The 18,464-nt window shown below is 70.5% G+C and carries 14 protein-coding genes; 5 read left to right on the forward strand and 9 right to left on the reverse strand.

What is annotated here, in order from left to right; genetic code table 11:
* The first annotated feature begins 19 nt into the window (after positions 1 to 19).
* Together OG226_RS10690 and OG226_RS10695 are read left to right on the forward strand one after the other, a co-directional pair.
* Positions 20 to 841, forward strand: a complete 822-nt coding sequence (locus OG226_RS10690; RefSeq protein WP_328676686.1) for a methyltransferase domain-containing protein — start codon at positions 20 to 22, stop codon at positions 839 to 841.
* A gap of 43 nt (positions 842 to 884) precedes the next feature.
* A complete protein-coding gene (locus tag OG226_RS10695; RefSeq protein ID WP_266774083.1) occupies positions 885 to 1,055 on the forward strand; it encodes a hydrophobic protein in 171 nt (56 codons plus the stop codon).
* A gap of 95 nt (positions 1,056 to 1,150) precedes the next feature.
* Here OG226_RS10695 and OG226_RS10700 read toward each other — a convergent pair whose 3' ends face one another.
* On the reverse strand, positions 1,151 to 2,998 hold the full coding sequence (locus OG226_RS10700; RefSeq protein ID WP_329348720.1) for a transketolase: 1,848 nt from the start codon (positions 2,996 to 2,998) through the stop codon (positions 1,151 to 1,153).
* Positions 2,999 to 3,134: 136 nt separating this feature from the next.
* Between OG226_RS10700 and OG226_RS10705 the strand changes: the two genes are divergently transcribed.
* The gene (locus tag OG226_RS10705) at positions 3,135 to 3,482 is read left to right on the forward strand and encodes a VOC family protein (RefSeq protein WP_328676695.1); all 348 of its coding nucleotides are present in this window, start codon (positions 3,135 to 3,137) and stop codon (positions 3,480 to 3,482) included.
* A 34-nt stretch (positions 3,483 to 3,516) separates the two neighbouring features.
* On the opposite strand, the gene OG226_RS10710 is transcribed toward OG226_RS10705, so the two are convergent.
* A complete protein-coding gene (locus OG226_RS10710) occupies positions 3,517 to 5,478 on the reverse strand; it encodes a DUF5107 domain-containing protein (RefSeq protein WP_329348721.1) in 1,962 nt (653 codons plus the stop codon).
* A gap of 154 nt (positions 5,479 to 5,632) precedes the next feature.
* On the opposite strand from OG226_RS10710, the gene OG226_RS10715 reads away from it, so the two are divergent.
* On the forward strand, positions 5,633 to 5,980 hold the full coding sequence (locus OG226_RS10715) for a DUF6204 family protein (protein WP_318019787.1): 348 nt from the start codon (positions 5,633 to 5,635) through the stop codon (positions 5,978 to 5,980).
* Here OG226_RS10715 and OG226_RS10720 read toward each other — a convergent pair.
* From OG226_RS10720 to OG226_RS10750, 7 genes are all read right to left on the reverse strand, one after another.
* Positions 5,952 to 6,503: a GNAT family N-acetyltransferase gene (locus tag OG226_RS10720; RefSeq protein WP_328676700.1), complete on the reverse strand. Its 552-nt coding sequence runs from the start codon at positions 6,501 to 6,503 to the stop codon at positions 5,952 to 5,954. The two genes, OG226_RS10715 and OG226_RS10720, sit on opposite strands and share 29 nt — an antisense overlap.
* 19 nt (positions 6,504 to 6,522) lie before the next feature.
* Positions 6,523 to 6,765, reverse strand: coding sequence for a LapA family protein (locus tag OG226_RS10725; protein WP_266864038.1), 243 nt, complete (start codon positions 6,763 to 6,765; stop codon positions 6,523 to 6,525).
* A gap of 43 nt (positions 6,766 to 6,808) precedes the next feature.
* Positions 6,809 to 8,602 carry a CocE/NonD family hydrolase gene (locus OG226_RS10730; protein WP_443066880.1) on the reverse strand — a complete coding sequence of 598 codons (1,794 nt, stop codon included), beginning with the start codon at positions 8,600 to 8,602 and terminating at the stop codon, positions 6,809 to 6,811.
* Positions 8,603 to 8,762: 160 nt separating this feature from the next.
* Positions 8,763 to 9,695, reverse strand: coding sequence for a S66 peptidase family protein (locus OG226_RS10735; RefSeq protein ID WP_328676706.1), 933 nt, complete (start codon positions 9,693 to 9,695; stop codon positions 8,763 to 8,765).
* Entirely contained in the window at positions 9,692 to 11,644 is a 1,953-nt protein-coding gene (locus tag OG226_RS10740; RefSeq protein ID WP_328676707.1) for a prolyl oligopeptidase family serine peptidase, read from the reverse strand. Before OG226_RS10740 ends, OG226_RS10735 begins: the two co-directional genes overlap by 4 nt.
* A gap of 15 nt (positions 11,645 to 11,659) precedes the next feature.
* A complete protein-coding gene (locus OG226_RS10745) occupies positions 11,660 to 12,970 on the reverse strand; it encodes a M20/M25/M40 family metallo-hydrolase (protein ID WP_328676709.1) in 1,311 nt (436 codons plus the stop codon).
* Positions 12,963 to 13,796: a M55 family metallopeptidase gene (locus OG226_RS10750; protein WP_328676711.1), complete on the reverse strand. Its 834-nt coding sequence runs from the start codon at positions 13,794 to 13,796 to the stop codon at positions 12,963 to 12,965. Before OG226_RS10750 ends, OG226_RS10745 begins: the two co-directional genes overlap by 8 nt.
* Before the next feature lie 368 nt (positions 13,797 to 14,164).
* On the opposite strand from OG226_RS10750, the gene OG226_RS10755 reads away from it, so the two are divergent.
* Positions 14,165 to 18,448, forward strand: coding sequence for a discoidin domain-containing protein (locus OG226_RS10755; protein ID WP_328676712.1), 4,284 nt, complete (start codon positions 14,165 to 14,167; stop codon positions 18,446 to 18,448).
* Positions 18,449 to 18,464: the final 16 nt, after the last annotated feature.

An 18,464-nucleotide genomic window follows, 5' to 3' on the forward strand; every position in this document is an offset into this window, starting at 1 on the left:
CGAAGGGGTAGGTAGAGCCATGCCGAAGCCGCAGGAGACCGCCGTCTACACGCACGGGCACCACGAGTCCGTGCTGCGTTCGCACACCCAGCGGACCGCCGCCAACTCCGCGGCCTACCTGCTCGGTTCGCTCAAGCCGCACATGAGGATCCTGGACATCGGCTGCGGTCCCGGCACCATCACCGCCGACCTGGCGGCACTGGTCCCGGACGGCCATGTCACCGGTGTCGACCGTGAGCCCGGCATCCTGGACCAGGCACGGGCCACCGCCGCCCAACGCGGCCTGGCCAACGTCGACTTCGCGGTCGCCGACGTGCACGCGCTGGACTATCCGGACGACACGTTCTGCGTGGTCCACGCCCATCAGGTGCTCCAGCACGTGGGGGATCCGGTGCAGGCGCTGCGGGAGATGGTCCGGGTGACCAAGCCGGGTGGGTTCATCGCCGCCCGCGACGCGGACTACGCGGTGATGACCTGGTATCCGGAGGTATCCGGGCTGGACGACTGGCTGGACCTGTACCGCCGGGTGGCCCGCGCCAACGGCGGCGAGCCGGATGCCGGACGCCGTCTCAAATCATGGGCACTGCGGGCGGGGCTGACGGACGTCACGGCCACCTCCAGCACCTGGACGTTCCACACTCCGGACGAGCGGGCCTGGTGGAGCGGCCTGTGGGCGGACCGTACCGTCGCGTCCTCGTACGCGGGGGTCGCGACCGAGGGCGGCCATGCGACCACCGAGCAGCTGGGCGCCGTGGCGGAGGCGTGGCGGGAGTGGGGGAAGCAGGAGGACGGCTGGTTCGCCGTGCTGCACGGGGAGATCCTCGGCCGCAAGGACGTCTGATCCGCGTGATCGGGGGAACGCGGAGGCCAGGAGGTTACACACCATGGTTCCGATCCTGATCGTCCTACTGCTGGCGCTGGTCCTGTTCGGTGCCGGATTCGCTGTGAAGATCCTCTGGTGGGTGGCGCTGGTCGTGCTCGCCGTATGGCTGCTCGGCTTCCTGGTGCGCGGCACCTCGGCGGGCGGCGGCCGGGGACGCTGGTACCGCTGGTAGCGGGCCTCTCCGCAGAACCACACAGACGTCGAGCCCGCGTCACCCCGAGCAATCGAGGTGACGCGGGCTCCTGGCGTTCGGCCCACGACCGGCGTTCAGCGCACGATCGCCGTCTCCACCAGCAGCCGCCCGGCCGCCGCGATCGACTCCGCGTCGATCCCGGCCGCGTGCAGCTGCTCGGCCGGGCTCGCCGAGCCGGGCATGGTGCGTACGGCGAGACGGACCAGGCGCGGCACCGGCCGGCCGTCGAGGAAGGCGTCTAGGACCGCGTCCCCGATACCGCCCTCGGGGTGGTGGTCCTCGACGGTGAGCAGACAGCCGGTGTCCTCGGCGGCCTGGCGCAGGGTCTCGACGTCGACGGGCTTGACCGAGTACAGGTCGATCACCCGCATCTGGATGCCCTCACGGTCGAGGGCGTCGGCGGCGGCCAGCGCCTCGTGCACGGTCACCCCGGCGGCCACGACCGTCAGCCGGTCCCGGCTGGAGAAGCGCAGCACCTTGCTGCCGCCGACCGGGAAGTCCTCGTCGGGCCCGTAGACGACCGGCCCGGCGCCGCGCGAGGTCCGCAGATAGCGCACCCCCTCCAGGCCGGCCATCGCGGCGACGAGCCGGGCGGTCTGGTTGGCGTCGCACGGATACAGCACCGTAGAACCGTGCACCGCGCGCATCATCGCCAGGTCTTCGAGCCCCATCTGCGAGGGCCCGTCCTGCCCGATGGACACGCCCGCGTGCGAGCCGACCAGGTTGATCCCCGCGCCGCTGACCGCGGCCATCCGGATGAAGTCGTACGCGCGCGTGAAGAACGCCGCGAACGTGGAGGCGTACGGCACCCAGCCGCGCGCCGCCAACCCGACGGCGGCGCCCACCAGTTGCTGCTCGGCGATGTAGCACTCGAAGTAGCGGTCGGGATGCTCCTTGGCGAAGAACTCGGCGCGCGTGGAGTCCCCGACCTCGCCGTCGAGCGCCACGACGTCCCCGCGCGCGGAGCCGAGCGCGGCGAGGGCCTGGCCGAAGGCGTCGCGGGTGGGGACGTCGTCGCCCCGGTCGTAGCGCGGGAGTTCCAGGTGGTCGGCGCGTACGGAGTGCAGCGCGCGGGCGTCAACGGGTTCCCGCACCTGGACCCGGAGGTCGCGGAGGCCGCCGAGTTCGGCGATCGCCGCGTCCGCGTCGGGCAGCGGCTTGCCGTGCAGGCCCTCGCGGTCCTGGACGGAGGCGACGCCCTTGCCCTTGAGGGTGCGGGCGAGGATCGCGGTGGGCTGCCCGGCCGTGGCCTCCGCCTCGCCGTAGGCGCGGTCCACGGCGTCCACGTCATGCCCGTCGACCTCGACCGTGTGCCAGCCGAAGGCCCGGAACCGGCGGGCGTACGCGTCGAGATCATGTCCGTGCCGGGTCGGGCCGCGTTGGCCGAGCCGGTTGACGTCGACGATCAGGGTGAGGTTGTCGAGGTGTTCGTACGCCGCGTGCTCGGCGGCCTCCCACACCGAGCCCTCGGCCAGCTCGCTGTCCCCGCACAGCACCCACACGCGGTACCCGGTGCGCTCCAGCCGCTTGCCGGACAGGGCGATGCCGACGCCGACCGGCAGTCCCTGGCCGAGCGAGCCGGTGGCGGTCTCGACCCACGGGAGCCGCTGCGGGGTGGGATGCCCTTCGAGACGGCTGTCCAGCATGCGGAACGTGAGCAGTTCGGCGTCGTCGACGGCTCCTACGGCCTTGTAGCCGGCGTAGAGCAGGGGCGAGGCATGTCCCTTGGAGAGGACGAAGCGGTCGTTGCCGGGGTGGGTGGGGCGGTCGAAGTCGTAGTGGAGGTGGTGGGCGAGGAGCACGGCCATCAGGTCCGCGGCGGACATGGAGGACGTCGGGTGTCCGGAGCCCGCCGCGTCGGCGGCCCGCACACTGTCCACGCGCAGTTGCTGTCCGAGTTCGACGAGTTCACCGGTGTCCATGAGGCTCCTTCGTGGGGGTGGTCCTGCGAGGCATTCCGCGTCCCCCTGAGCGGGCAGCCCAAACACGTGCCGAACGCTCACCGGGATCGTCCGAAAGGATCACCAAGGCCCGCCCGCCCCAACTAGGCTCGTCCGTATGGAGATTCTGGGAGCCACGCTGCGTGTCTGCGTCGACGACCTGGAGACCGCCGTCCCCTTCTACGAACGGCTCGCGGGTGGCACCGCGCTCCGCTTCGAGCGCGGTGGGGTGTCGGTGGCCGCGGTCGGCTGTTTCCTGCTGATGAGCGGGCCTCCGGCGGAGCTGGAGGTGTTGCGCAAGGTCGCCGCCACCATCGCCGTCAAGGACGTCGACGAGACCCACGCGGTCCTCACCGAGTTGGGCGCCCACATCGTCGCGGGCCCCATCGCCTCACCGGCGGGCCGCAACCTCATCGCGCTGCATCCGGACGGGATGGTCTACGAGTACGTGGACCGACGGGCCTGATCCGCGACCGCCGGTCCACGTTCCGTCCGTCGTCTCAGGGCGTGTCCGGCCGCATCCTGAAGTCGTAGCGCGTCGGCAGTGGTTCGCCGGTGAGCCGGGACCAGAGCCGGCCGATCGACTCGGCGCCCTCACGCAGATCGGCGACCTCGAACCCGTCGCCGAAGACGGCCCACGCGTCGTCGCGCCGCCCTTCCGCGAGCAGCAACTCGGCCTGGAGCAGCAGGAATCGGCCGCGTTCCCGGGTCACGGGGTGCAGCATCTCCCACACCGCGCGGGCATCGGCCGTCCGCCGCACCCGCAGCAGCGCCTCGACGGCCTCCCGCCCGAGCGCGGCCGTCGCGGCGGTCCACCGCTCCCCCGCGTCCCGCCGCTCATGACACAGGTCCGCGAAGGCCTCGTTGTACCGGTCCGCGGCCCGCTCGTGGTTCCCCGCCTCCTGGTCCGCTACAGCCAGGCAGCGCAGCAACGGCCAGAGGGACGGGGCGAGTTCGAGGGCCCGCTCCCAACTCCGCACCGCCTGCGCCCGATCGCCCGCGTGCCACTGCGCCACGCCGAGGTGGTATTCGGTGAGCGGGGTCGCGGGCGCGGTCTCCAGCATGTCCCGCCAGTGCGAGGCGACCAGCGACTCCCCGGGCGGCCGGACCCGGCGCGGCTCGGGCAGGACCCCGCTCCGCAGCAGCTCCGCCCAGGGCGCCTGGGCCTCGCCGAGCGTGGACTCCTCGAAGGGCGTACCGGGCAACTTCCAGTCCGTGCGCAGGACTTCGAGCGCGCCCCACCCGGAGCCGGTGGCGAGGATCTCCCCGGGTTCGGTGTCGGCGTGCGGCTTCCACACGGCGTAGGCCGCGTCCAAGTCGGCGCGGGGCAGGGCGGTTTCGAGCCGCGCCTCGGCGCCGTCCACGACGGTGGACCACTCCCCCGCCGCCTCGGCGTCGAGCGGCCCGTACGCCTCCAGCCAGGACACCTCGCTCTCCGGTTCGAGCCGTACATGCTCCAACTGCGTGCGGGCCAGGCCCGCTTGGATCTCGCAGTAGCCACGGGTACCCGGCTCGGTGAGCCACTCCTGCCAGCGCCGGCCGCCACTGCCCGTGCCCCACACGAACAGCTTGCGCCCCCGCAGTACGTCGGTCGACGTCTGCACGAGCCCGTGCCCGTCCGCGTCGAGCGCGGCGATCCAGCGCCGCCGTCCGTCCGGCACTTCGTAGAAGTAGTCGGCCGCGTAAGGGCTGTTGAGGGGATACGTCCGGTCCACTCCGTCGTACGACGGCACGGGCACCCGGCGCAGCCGTCGCTCGTACCCGAAGTGCCAGGCCTCCGACGCCGGTGCGAGGACCCGGCATTCCTCCGGTACGGCGATGTTGGACCACCAGTAGGTGGGCGCGGGCCGCTCGTGCGGGTTGCGGACGCGGACGCCGACGTAGAGGAAGTCGGAGCCGTCCGGGAGCCAGAGGTCCACCTGGAAGGGGAGGTCGCGGAGCCGTTCCCACTCCCAGAGGCGGAGCATCTCGCCGCCGTCGGGGGCGGGGACGCGGGCCGCGTGCAGGGGTGCGCAGGAGAGGGTGGTGTGGCCGGTGGCGCCGATGTTCCACTCGATGCCGCCGGAGAACCAGGCGCCGTTGAGGGCGAAGTTCGCGGGCTGCAACACCGGGTTGCGGTACAGGAGTTCACGGTCGGTGGGCTTGTGGACGAGGGAGGCGATGCGGCCGCCGAGGGCGGGGAGCACGGTGGCGCGGAGCCGGTCGTTCTCGATCACGAGGGCGTCGACGCGGTGGGGTGTGCGGTCTCTGTCGTAGCCGTCCCGGACGCGGGTCGGCAGCAGGCTGCGGAGGGGTTCGTAGCCGACCTGGCGGAACATGTCGCGCGGCAGGTCCTCGCGGTCCCGGTCGTCCACGCGGTGCACCTCGTCGAGCGGACGCAGTGGGGGCAGCGGGTTGTCGGGGCCCAACTCCGCGGCGGGCAACGTCAGTACCTCACGTCGGATCGTCGTCACGATCACCATGGAACCCGGCAACGGGTGCGGTGGCCAGGGGCGCTACCGGTCAGGATTCCGCAAAGGCGGGAGCACCGGGCGCCACGAAATTCCGCGTGCGCCGTGCCCTCGGCGACGTACAGTCGGGCCGTTCGACGACATGGACCGAGGGATGGAACGGCTGATGGGCGAGCAGCACACGTACCGGGTGATCGTCCGGGGCACCTGGGACGCGCTGACGGACGAGGCGCGGGAGCGGCTGCTGGGCGAGGCGGCTGAGCACGGGATGCTGAGCATGCGGTTCACCGAGGAGGGTTCGCTCAGTTACGAACCGGCGCCGCTCAAGCACTTCTCGTGGCGGTATGTGGTGGTGTCGGACGCGGCCGACGGCGACGAGATGGCGGCGGCGCTCGCGGAGGACCGCGCCGAGACCGCGTTGAAGGGCCTCGGCTACGGCTTCCGTGACCTGAAGTCGACGGTCACGGACCTCGACACCATGAAGGTCAACCGGAAGTCCGCATCTCGGCGGTGATCGCCCAGCGCTCGTGGTCCCGCCACGCGCCGTCGATGTAGATCATGTCCGGCGAGAAGCCTTCGAGCCGGAACCCGCAACCGCGGGCGAGGGCGATCGAGGGCAGGTTGGTGGGCTGCACGTTGATTTCGAGCCGGTGCAGCCGCATCGGCCCGAAGGCGTGTCCCACCACGAGGTTCATCCCCTCGCGCATCAGCCCGCGCCCGGCCGCGTGCGCGAAGGCGCCGTAGCCGAGCGCTCCGCACTGGAAGCCGCCCTCGACGATGTTGTTGATGTTGATGAACCCGGCGATGCCCCCGCCGTCCACCTCGCACACGAGGAACCCGGCCTTGGTCGGATCCTGGATCAGCCGCCGCGCATAGGCGGTGTACGCGTCCACGCCGGCCGGCGGGAACAGCCAGGGCTGGTGCAGGTCCTTGCTCTCCCGGGCCCGCGCGGTGAACTCGGCACCGTCGTCGTACGTGAAGTGCCGGATGCCCACACGGGGGCTCTCGGCGAGATAACGGGATGCGGTGTGCGGCATCCCGTCACCCTAATCCGGGCTAGCGGCGCCGTCGCATGAAATACCACCCGCACAGGGCGCCGATGATCGCCGTGCCCAGCAGCGCCATCCACAGAGGCATGGTGACCTCGGGGATCAGCAGGCGGATCTTCGTGGCACGGGTGTTCTCGAAGATGAAGATCAGGGCCAGGACGGCGAGCAGCAGAACCGTGATCCGGGCGGGCGTCAGCACGCGTTCCCGCTGGCCGGTCCTACCGCCGCTCTCGGTGGTCTTCGGGCTCATGTCTCCAGGGTGGGCCCGAATCGGCCATCACGCACGGTGAGACTCAGTCCGCGACGACCGGCAGCTCCAGCACCCCCGTGTCCTGCGGCGAGCCGGCCACCGTCACCGGCTTGATCCCCCGGTTCCCGGTGTACGCGTCGTCGCTCGCCGCGATCACGAACCGCAGCCGGTGCCCCTTCGCGTACCGGTGCACGATTCCCGGCAGGGTCACCGTGAAGCTCTTCGTGACGTCCGGCACGCGGACAGGAGCGACCAACCGGTGGACAAGCGTCTTGGTCCCGTCGGGAGCGAGGTCGTAGAGCTTGGCGAAGAGGACGAGGTTGTCGGCGGCGTCACCGGAGTTCTGGACGCGCCGCGCCTTCGGGGAGACGACCTTGAGCGTCGCCTTCGGGGCGCCCACGACGTCCGTCGCGCGGGACAGTGGTTCGCTGGTCCACCCGAGGTACGTGCCCGTCGTGTCGTACGGCGCCGGGTCCGGCAGGCCGATCGTCCCGCTCAGCGAGCTCTCCGAATGGCTCGTGGGGACAAGCCGGTTGGTGTACTCACGGCTGCCGCGCGCCACCTTCGCCCGGTCGTCGACGAGTTTGCCGTCGCCGGAGAGGTAGAACTTCTCGTCGAGCGCGGGGAGTTGGCCGGCCGTGGCATAGGTGTCGGCCGGGTTCGTGATCCAGTCGCGGTAGTAGGCGAAGGCCGGTCCCGTGTCCGTGTTCTCGCGCCGGAGCAGGTACCGGTCGAACCAGGCGAGAATCCGCGTCCCGACGTAACTGGACTCCAAGTCGCCCTGGCTCAGGTCGAGTTCACCGGCGGCCGGGTCGGCCGTCCCGCCGCTGTGCCCCCACGACTGCCAGATCATCTTGGCGGTCGTGCCCTGGGCCCGCAGTGTCTTGTACGTCGCCGTCGCCTCGTTGAGGTTGAAGAGGGTGTCGGTCTGGCCCTGGACGAGGAGCGTCGGTGCTTTCACCCGGTTCAGGTACGACACCGGGGAGACGCCGTGCAGGTGGGCGAGCAGGCCGGCCGTCGCCCTGGCCGGGTAGTTGCCGGAGTTCAGGGTGCGGAACATGGCGCAGGCCTGGGTGACGAAGTGCAGGCAGGTGAGGGAGTTGATCCGGGTCGGGTCGAGGCTCGGCACGGTCAGGGGCTGGGTCTCGCCGGTGAGGTAGAAGCTGTTGGCCCACTGCCACTTGAAGGCGCCGGGCATCGTCCGACCGCCCTTGCCCGCCGCGCTGTTGGGGTCGAGGGAGTAGGCCAGGTCGTTCCAGGTGATCAGGGGGACGAGGGCGTCGACGCGGTGGTCCACGGCCGCCGTCGCCAGCTGGATCGCGCCGCCGTACGATCCGCCGATCATCCCGACGCGGGGGTCGCCCTTCGCGTCGAGGGTCACGAAGTCGGCCCTGGTCCCGTCGTCGGCGGCCCGTGTGCCGGCCAGGAAGTCGATCAGTCCGGACGCGGCCCTCCCGTCGATGCCCGGGTCGTCGAGCGAGATGGGACAGCCCGACCTGCCGAAGCCGAGCCCCGAGTAGACGAGTCCGACGTAGCCGCGCCGCGCGAAGTCCTTGCCGATGGCGTCGGTGGAGCCGTCCGACTTGCTGCCGCCGAAGCCGTTGGTCGCGAGCACGGCGGGCGCCGGGCGGGCGCGGTCCACGCCCGCGGGCCGGTACAGATCGGCGTCGACCGTGCAGTCACGGCCGCCCGCGGGGACGGTGAACTTCAGTGCGGTGACGGTGTATTGGGCGGCGGCCTCGGCGGGACGGCCCAGGACGAGCGGGGCGGTGAGAGTGAGCGGGGCGGTGAGAGTGAGAGCCAGCGCGGCGCGGATTCCGGGCGCACGACGGGACACAGGGACCTCCACACTGAGGGCAACCCGACTGAGGCGACAGCGACTTACCGACCGGTAAGTACCGGTTCACGCCCATGGTGTGACACGCGTCAGGCCAGGTCAATCACCGCAAAGGGTGTTTCTTGACAGCGATTCAACAAGCGGTCGGACACGACCGCGGCTAGCGCAGCGCGGGCTCGTCCAGCGTCAACGTGCCCGCGTCCGCGTCCAGTTCGGCCGTCACCCCGAGCGGTATCGTCAGCGCCCCGTCGCCGTGCCCGAAGCCGAACTCCTCGACGACGGGTACGCCGAGTCCGCCGAGCCGGTCGACGAGTACCGGGCGGAGTTTCTCGTAGGGTCCGCAGTCGGCCCACGAACCGAGCGCGATCCCGGCGACGCCGTCGAGCCAGCCGCCGCGCAGGAGTTGGGTCAGCATTCGGTCGATGCGGTACGCCAGTTCGCCGACGTCCTCGATCATCAGCAGCCCGCCGCGCGCACCGGCGGGCGCGTGCGGGGTGCCGAGGTCGGAGGCGAGCAGGCTGAGACAGCCGCCGAGGGTGACGCCCCGGGCCCGCCCCGGCACCAGTGCCCCGCCGCCGGTCGGGGCGGCGTGGACGGTCCGTACGGACTCCGGGTCGAAGAGGGTCGCCCTCAAGTGCTCCTGCGTGCGGGCGTTCTTGATGAAGTCGACGCCGGCCGCGGCGGGCCCGTACAGGGTGACGAGGCCCAGCCGGGCGGCGAACGCCTGGTGCAGCACGGTGGGGTCGCTGAAGCCGACGAACACCTTCGGCCCGGCGGCCCGCATCGCCTCCCAGTCGAGGAGGTCGACGATGCGCTGTACGCCGTAGCCGCCGCGGGCGCACAGCACGGCGGCCACGGACGGGTCGCACCAGGCGTTCCGCAGATCGGCCGCGCGGTCGGCGTCCGTGCCCGCCAGATAGCCCAACCGGCCGTGCCGGTCCCGGACATGGGGTGCCACGACCGGGTCGAGGTCCCAGCCGCGCAGGATGTCGAGACCAGCCTCCAGCCGTTCCTCGGACACCGGCCCGCTGGGTGCGACGACGGCCACGCGGGCGCCGGGGGCGAGTCGGAACGGCCGTACGAGCGGGGTCACTTGGTGAGCTCCAGGGTCGGGACGCCGGGCGGGTCGATGCCGAAGACCTGGGCGTACAGGGAGAGTTCGGCCTCCAGGGCGCGGATCATGGTGTCGGCGCGGCGGAATCCGTGACCCTCGCCCTCGAACGCGAGGTAGGCGTGCGGTACTTGACGTCCGCGCATCCGTTCCAGGAAGCGTTCGCACTGGGCGGGCGGGCAGATCACGTCGGCGAGGCCCTGCATCAGGAGGAAGGGCGCGGTGACGCGGTCCGCGTGCTCGACGGGTGAGCGTTCGGCGTAGCGGGCGGGTACGTCGGCGAGGGGGCCGACCAGGGTCTCCAGGTAGCGGGACTCGAAGTCGTGGGTCTCCCCCGTGGCCCAGTTGGCCAGGTCGAGGACGGGATAGATGATGGTGCCGCAGGCGTAGACGTCCGTCGTGACGAGGGAGGCGGCGCTGGTCCAGCCGCCCGCGCTGCCGCCCCGGATCGCGAGCCGGGCGCGGTCGGCGGTGCCCTCGGCGGCGAGGGCCAGGGCGACGGCCGCGCAGTCCTCGACGTCGACGACACCCCACTGCTCGCGCAGCCGGTTGCGGTACTCGCGGCCGTGCCCGGTGGAGCCGCCGTAGTTGACCTCGGCAACGCCGATGCCGCGTGAGGTGAAGTAGGCGATCTCCAGGTCGAGGACGAGGGGTGCGCGGCTGGTGGGTCCGCCGTGCGCCCAGATGACGTACGGCGGCAGTTCGTTGCCTGGAGCGGTCCAAACCGGGTTGTGCGGCGGGTAGATGTGGGCGTGGATATCGCGTCCCGCGGGGCCGGTGAAGGTGCGGATCTGCGGTTCGGGGTAGTGGGCGGGGTCCACCGGGTCGTCGTGTGCGGCACCGATCACACGGGCCCTGCCGGTGCGGGTGTCGAGTTCGACGACCTCGTAGGCGCTGCGCGGGCTGGCCCCGACGCCGACGATCCGCTCGCCGTGCACCGCGAGGGTGGAGGCGAACTCGGTCCAGGGTCCGGCCGCGTCGACGACCTCGCCGGTCTCCGGGTCCAGGAGGCCGAGCGAGGTGGCGCCCCGGCCGTGCACGACGGCGATCGGGCCGCTCTCCAGGGGCGCGAACCAGCGCTGGCCGAGCTTCCACAGCGGCCCGCCGAACTCCTCCTCGCGGGCGCACAGCGGCTGGTGGTCACGGTAGAGGTTCCACCAGCCGGTGCGGTCGCTGGCGTACAGGAGCGAGCCGTCGAAGCCCCAGTCGACCTGCGTGATCGACTCCTCGGGTCCGCCGGCGACGGTCCGGGGCTCCCCGAACGTGCCGTCGTCCGCGACCTCGGCGAGCAGCAGCTCCGTGCCGTCCCACGGCATCCGGGGATGGTCCCAGGCGAGCCAGGCCGCCTTCCGCCCGTCGGGTGAGACGCGCGGCCCGGACACGAACCGGTGCCGGTCGTCGGTGAGTTCGCGTACGGCGCCCCGGTCCTCGGCGGCGGATCCGTCCAGTGGTACGGCGGCCGGCACACGCCGCACGTCACCGGGTCCGTCACCGGTGAACTCCTCCAGCACGCACCACACTTCACCCAGGTCGAGGCGCAACTGCGGTTCGACCCAACGGAGTCCGTCGCCCACCTGCGACACGGGGGTGAGCGGGCTCGGTTCGCTCCCGGGGTCGTAGCGGTAGAGGCGCTGGTCGGCGAAGTTCACGAAGACCACGAGGGGTCGGCCGTCCTGGACCGTTCCAGCCCAGGGCTGGCCGCCGTACTCGATGACCCTGCTGCGGACGTTCCACGGGTCGGGCAGCACCGACTCCTCGGAGCCGTCCGCGCGGCGGCGGACCAGGGTGCGGCGGCCACCCTCGGTGGGCCGGGGTTCGGTCCACCAGGCCTCGTCGCCGACGAAACCGACGTACTCGGGATGTCCGTCGTGCGCGGCGGCGAGCGCCGCGTCGATGGGCGAGGGCCACGAGCCGTACGCCGAAGTCCGCATGTTCTCCCCCACTTGCTAGGCCGTCCTCAGGAAGCGGTCCAGGACACGGACACCGAAGTGCAGTGCCTCGACCGGGACGCGTTCGTCGACTCCGTGGAACAGCGCCTGGTAGTCGAAGCCCTCGGGGAGCTTCAGCGGTGCGAAGCCGTAGCCGGTGATGCCGAGGCGCGAGAACTGTTTGGCGTCCGTGCCGCCCGACATGCAGTACGGGACCACATGGCCTTCGGGCGCGAACTCCTCGACTGCGGCCCGCATCCGAGCGTAGGTCAGGGAGTCGACCGGCGCCTGGAGGGCCACTTCGCGGTGGTGGAACTCCCAGTCGACGTCGGGTCCGGTGAGCCGGTCCAGGGTGGTGCGGAACTCGTCCTCGCCGCCCGGGAGATAGCGTCCGTCGACGTGGGCCACGGCCTCGCCGGGGATCACGTTGACCTTGTAACCGGCGTTCAGCATGGTCGGGTTGGCGCTGTTGCGGACCGTGGGCTCGACGAGTTTCGCCGCCGGGCCGAGCTTGGCGAGGAGTCCGTCGACGTCGTCGAGGTCGGCCTCGATGCCGTACAGGGCGGCGAGTTCGGTGAGGGCCGCGCGGACGGTCGGGGTGAGGCGCAGCGGCCACTCGTGTTCGCCGATGCGGGTGATCGCGGCGGCGAGGCGCGTGACGGCGTTCTCGTGGTTGACCTTGGAGCCGTGGCCCGCGCGGCCGTGCGCGGTCAACTTGAGCCAGCCGGTGCCGCGTTCACCGGCGGCGATGGGGTAGATCTCCCGGCCGGTGCCGTCGTGGAAGGTGAACGCGCCTGATTCGCTGATGCCTTCGGTACAGCCCTCGAAGAGCCCGGCGTGCCGGTCGGCGAGGAAGCCGGAGCCGTCCTCGGCGCTGGCCTCCTCGTCGGCGGTGAACGCGATGACGAGGTCGCGTCGGGGCCGTACGCCCTGTCGGGCCCAGGCGCGGACGACGGCGAGGATCATCGCGTCCATGTTCTTCATGTCGACCGCGCCGCGCCCCCAGACGACGCCGTCGCGGATCTCCCCGGAGAAGGGGTGCACGCTCCACTCGTCGGCCTGCGCGGGCACGACGTCCAGGTGACCGTGGACGAGCAGCGCGTCCGCCGAGGGGTCGGTGCCCTCGATACGGGCGACGACGTTGGTGCGGCCCTTGGAGCGTTCCAAGAGGGTGGGTTCGAGCCCCGCACCGGCCAGTTGCCCGGCCGCGTACTCGGCGGCGGGTCGCTCCTGGCAGTCGCCGCCGCCCCGGTTGGTCGTGTCGATGCGGATCAGGTCCGAGGTGAACGTCACGACCTCGTCCAGGGCCCGCTCGTCGATGTCAGCCATACTGCTCCTCCACCGCGGCCGAGACGATCGTGGTGACCGCCTTGAAGGTCCGGATGCCCTCGTACATGGTGTCGTGGGTGTACGCCACCTTCCGCTCGCCGACCCGTGCGACTCCGGGCACGACGGTGGCGGCCATGGCGAGGTGTTCGGCGTCGAATTCGAGGGCGACGGTGAACGGGCCGCCCCGCACCGGTTCCTGACGGACCGCCAGCTTCGCCGCCTCCTTCGCCGCCTCGCGGATGTCGGCGGCCGTCCTGGCCGGGGTCCGGCACACGGCCGCGTACCGCGACACGTGGTCCTTGACGGCGACCTTCAGCGCCTCGGGCGCGTACCCGAGGGCGTCCTCGCAGGCCACGTCGTCACCCGTGACCAGGATCACCGGTACCCCGTACTCGGCGACGACATGCGCGTTGAGGAGTCCCTCGCTCGCGCGGACGTCGTTCAGCCACACACCGGTGATCGAGTTCGCGAGGTAGGTGTGGGCGAGGACGCCCTCCATGCCGGCGCCCGCGTGGTAGCCGACGAACGCGATGCCGTCGACGTCGCCGTGCTGCACGCCCTCCACCATGGAGAGGGACTTGTGGCGTCCGGTGAGCATCTCGGTGCGCTCGTCGAGCCGTTCGAGCAGCAGGTTGCGCATCGTCCAGTGGGCCTCGTTGACGAGCACCTCGTCGGCGCCGCCGTCGTAGAAGCCGAGGACGGCCGCGTTCACGTCCGAGGTGAACATCGAGCGGCACCGCTCCCACTGCGGTGTCCCCGGCAACACGTCGGCCGGCCAGGTGACGCCGGTCGCACCCTCCATGTCGGCGCTGATGAGGATCTTCATGGGGCCTCACGTTACGCGTCGGCGAGGAATCCGCCAGGAAGAAGCGGTGCGGAATTGAACGACGTTGGATCGCGCAAGAATTTGCGCGGCTTGCGTTCACTTTCGTTCAGTAGACGCAAGCGCACGCAAGTCAACTCCCGTGTAACTCCAGGGCGATGAGCACTTCTGGTGAATATTGCGCTGTTCCAGCTGTAGACCCACTCACGTCGCTCTGCAATATTTCGATGAAACAACGCAAAAAGCTGCCTCCCAGAGGTGCCATTCACCTCGTCACCTCGCACCTTCTGCTCCTGCACCACTCCCTCCGCCAGGAACGAGCCGCCCTCGCCGCCCCACCGGCGCGCGAGCCTCCGCAGGAAGTGACCCGTATGACTCGACCGACCCGACACAAGAAGAGATCCCCCCGGCGGCGCGCGGCGATCGCCGCGCTCGCCTCCGCCGTGATGGTGCTGGGCCTGCCCGCCGTCGGCGCGCACGCGGCCGGCGGTCCCAACGTCGCCGCGGACGCGAAGACCACCGCGGGCAGCACCCGCGGCGCGCACAGGGCCACCAACATCACCGACGGCGACACCGACACCTACTGGCAGGCCGGGAAGAAGTCGGCCCAGTGGGTGCAGACCGACCTCGGGAAGAGCGAGCGCGTCCGGCAGGTCGTGCTGCGGCTGCCCGAGGGCTGGCAGACCCGCAGGCAGACGCTGGCCCTCCAGGGCAGCGACGACGGCAAGAGCTTCGCGACACTCAAGTCGTCGGCGCAGTACGTCTTCGGCCCCGGTGACGACAACACCGTGAAGATCTCGGTGCCTTCGACCCTCGCCCGGTACGTGCGGGCCGACTTCAGCGCCAACTCGGTCGCGGGTACAGCCCAGTTGGGCGAGATGCAGGTCCTCACGGCCACCGCCGAGACCGCCAACCTCGCCCAGGGCAAGCCCTTCAGCGAGAGCGGTCACGCCGATGTCTACCCCGCGGCCAACGCCGGTGACGGCAACCGGAACACCTACTGGGAGAGCACGAACAACGCGTTCCCGCAGTGGCTCCAGGTCGACCTCGGCTCGTCGGTCAGGGTCAATCAGGTGACGCTGCGGCTGCCGAGCGGCTGGCCGAGCCGCAGCCAGACGCTCAAGGTCCAGGGCTCGACCGACAACCAGAACTTCACCGACCTGACGGCCTCGAAGGCGTACACCTTCGACAGCTCGACCGACCAGTCGACGACCATCGCCTTCGACGCGACGACCACGCGGTACGTGCGCGTGCTGATCACGGCGAACACCGGCTGGCCCGCTGGGCAGGTGTCCGAGCTGGAGGTCTACGGACCGGCGACCGGCGACACGCAGGCGCCCAGCGCGCCGGGCAACCTGAGCTACACCGAGCCGGCCGGCGGGCAGATCGAGCTGAACTGGACCGCGGCCACCGACGACACGGCCGTGACCGGCTACGACATCTACGCCAACGGGCAGTTGAGGTCGAGCGTCGCCGGGAACGTCCTGACGTACACCGACACCCAGCCGGCCGGCAGCGACGTCACGTACTTCGTGCGGGCCAAGGACGCGGCGGGCAACGTCTCCGCCAACAGCAACAGCGTCACCCGCAAGGGATCGACCGGCGACACCCAGGCACCGACCGCGCCGGGCAACCTCGCCTACACGCAGTCGGGCAGCGACGTGAAGCTGACCTGGCAGGCGTCGAGCGACAACGTCCAGGTCACCGGGTACGACATCTACGCCAACGATCAGGTCGTCAAGTCCGTTGCGGGGAGCGTGACTTCGTACACCGACACCCCGTCGGCGACGGCCACGGTCACCTACTACGTGAAGGCGAAGGACGCCGCCGGGAACGTGTCGGTGGCGAGCAACAGCGTCACCCGGGCCGGTAACGGTGCCGGGTCCGACCTCGCGCAGGGCAAGCCCGTCGAGGCCTCCTCGTACACCTTCACCTATGTCGCCGCGAACGCCAACGACGGCCAGATCGCGACCTATTGGGAGAGCGGGGGCGGTGCCTACCCGGCCACCCTCACCACCAAGCTCGGTGCCAACGCCGACCTCAGCCAGGTCGTCGTCAAGCTGAACCCCGACCCCGCGTGGTCGACGCGTACGCAGAACATCCAGGTGCTGGGCCGGGACCAGGACGCGACCGCGTTCACGAGCCTCGTCGCGGCGAAGGACTACGTCTTCAACCCGTCGAGCGGCAACACGGTGACCATCCCGGTCTCGGGCGCCGCCGCCGACATCCAGCTCAAGTTCGCCTCCAACACCGGTGCCCCGGGCGCGCAGGTCGCCGAGTTCCAGGTGATCGGCACCCCGGCCGCCAACCCGGACCTCAAGGTCACCGGCATCACCCACACGCCCGCGGCCCCGGTCGAGTCGGACGCCATCAGCCTGACGGCGACGGTCACCAACAGCGGCAGCAAGGCGTCCAAGGCCACCGACCTGAACTTCACGCTCGGCGGCACGAAGGCCGCCACGGCGGACGTCCCGGCCCTCGCGGCGGGCGCGTCGACGACGGTCACGGCGAGCATCGGCACCCGGGACGCGGGGAGTTACCCGCTCGGCGCCGAGGTGGACCCGTCCAACAAGGTCATCGAGCAGAACGAGGGCAACAACGTCTTCACCGCCCCCGACGCCCTCGTCGTCAAGCCGGTCTCCAGCTCCGACCTGGTCGCCGCGCCGGTCGCCTGGACCCCGTCCAGCCCCTCGGCGGGCGACAACGTCACGTTCTCCGTGGCGATCAAGAACCAGGGCACGGTCGGCTCCGCGTCCGGCGCCCACGGCGTCACGCTGACCGTCCTGGACGCGGGCGGCGCCACCGTCAAGACACTGACCGGCTCCTACAACGGCACGATCGCCGCCGGCCAGACGACCGCACCCGTCAGCCTCGGCTCCTGGACGGCCGTCAACGGCAAGTTCACCGTCAGGACGGTCATCGCCGACGACACCAACGAACTCCCGGTCAAGCGGACCAACAACACCACCACACAACCCCTGTTCGTCGGTCGCGGCGCCGACATGCCCTACGACATGTACGAGGCCGAGGACGGCACAGTGGGCGGCGGGGCCCAGGTCGTCGGACCGAACCGCACCATCGGCGACATCGCCGGAGAGGCGAGCGGCCGCAAGGCGGTGACCCTCAACTCGACCGGCCAGTACGTCGAATGGACCACCCGCGCGTCGACCAACACCCTGGTCACCCGCTTCTCCATCCCCGACGGCACCGACGCCACGCTCGACGTCTACGTCGACGGCCAGTTCCTCAAGGCCATCGACCTCACCTCCAAGTACGCCTGGCTGTACGGCGCCGAGACCGCGCCCGGCAACTCGCCGAGCGCCGGTGCCCAGCGCCACATCTACGACGAGGCGAATCTCCTGCTGGGCAAGACCGTTCCGGCCGGTTCCAAGATCCGGCTCCAGAAGGACGCGGCCAACACGTCGCCCACGTACGCGATCGACTTCATCAACACCGAGCAGGCGACGGCGGTCCCGAACCCGGACCCGGCCGCCTACGTGGTGCCGGCCGGCTTCGCGCAGCAGGACGTGCAGAACGCGCTCGACACGGTCCGCATGGACACCACGGGCAAGCTCGTCGGTGTCTATCTGCCCGCCGGCGACTACGAGACCTCCAGCAAGCTGCAGGTCTACGGCAAGGCGGTCAAGGTCGTCGGAGCGGGGTCGTGGTTCACCCGCTTCCACGCCCCCGCCTCGCAGGAGAACACCGACATCGGCATCCGGGCCGAGGCCACCGCGAACGGTTCGTCGTTCACCGGCTTCGCCTACTTCGGGAACTACACGTCCCGGATCGACGGTCCCGGCAAGGTGTTCGACTTCTCCAACGTCTCCAACATCACCATCGACGACATCTGGGTCGAGCACATGGTGTGCATGTACTGGGGCGCCAACACCGACAGCATGACCATCAAGAACTCCCGCATCCGTGACACGTTCGCCGACGGCATCAACATGACGAACGGCTCCACGGACAACCACGTCGTCAACAACGACGCCCGCGCCACGGGCGACGACAGCTTCGCGCTCTTCTCGGCGATCGACGCGGGCGGTTCCGACGAGAAGAACAACCTCTACGAGAACCTGACGTCGACACTCACCTGGCGTGCGGCCGGTATCGCCGTCTACGGCGGCTTCGACAACACCTTCCGCAACATCAGGGTCGCCGACACCCTGGTCTACTCCGGCATCACGATCTCCTCGCTGGACTTCGGCTACCCGATGAACGGTTTCGGGACCGATCCGACGACGATCGAGAACGTCTCCCTGGACAGAACGGGCGGCCACTTCTGGGGCTCCCAGGTCTTCCCGGCCATCTGGGCGTTCTCGGCCTCGAAGGTCTTCCAGGGCATCCGGGTCAACGACGTGGACATCGACAACTCCACGTACGGCGGAGTGATGTTCCAGACCAACTACGTAGGCGGACAAGCACAGTTCCCGGTGAAGGACACGATCTTCACCGACATCTCCATAACCAACTCCAAGAAGAGCGGAGACGCGTTCGACGCCAAGTCCGGGTGGGGCATCTGGGCCAACGAGCTGCCCGAACCGGGTCAGGGACCCGCCGTGGGTTCGGCGACCTTCGTCAACCTGCGGATGAGCGGCAACGCGCAGGACATCCGCAACACCACGTCCACCTTCACGATCAACGTCCAGTAACTCCCGCCAGGAGAAG

Origin of the sequence: Streptomyces sp. NBC_01261, from assembly GCF_036226385.1 — a bacterium.
GTDB lineage: Bacteria > Actinomycetota > Actinomycetes > Streptomycetales > Streptomycetaceae > Streptomyces.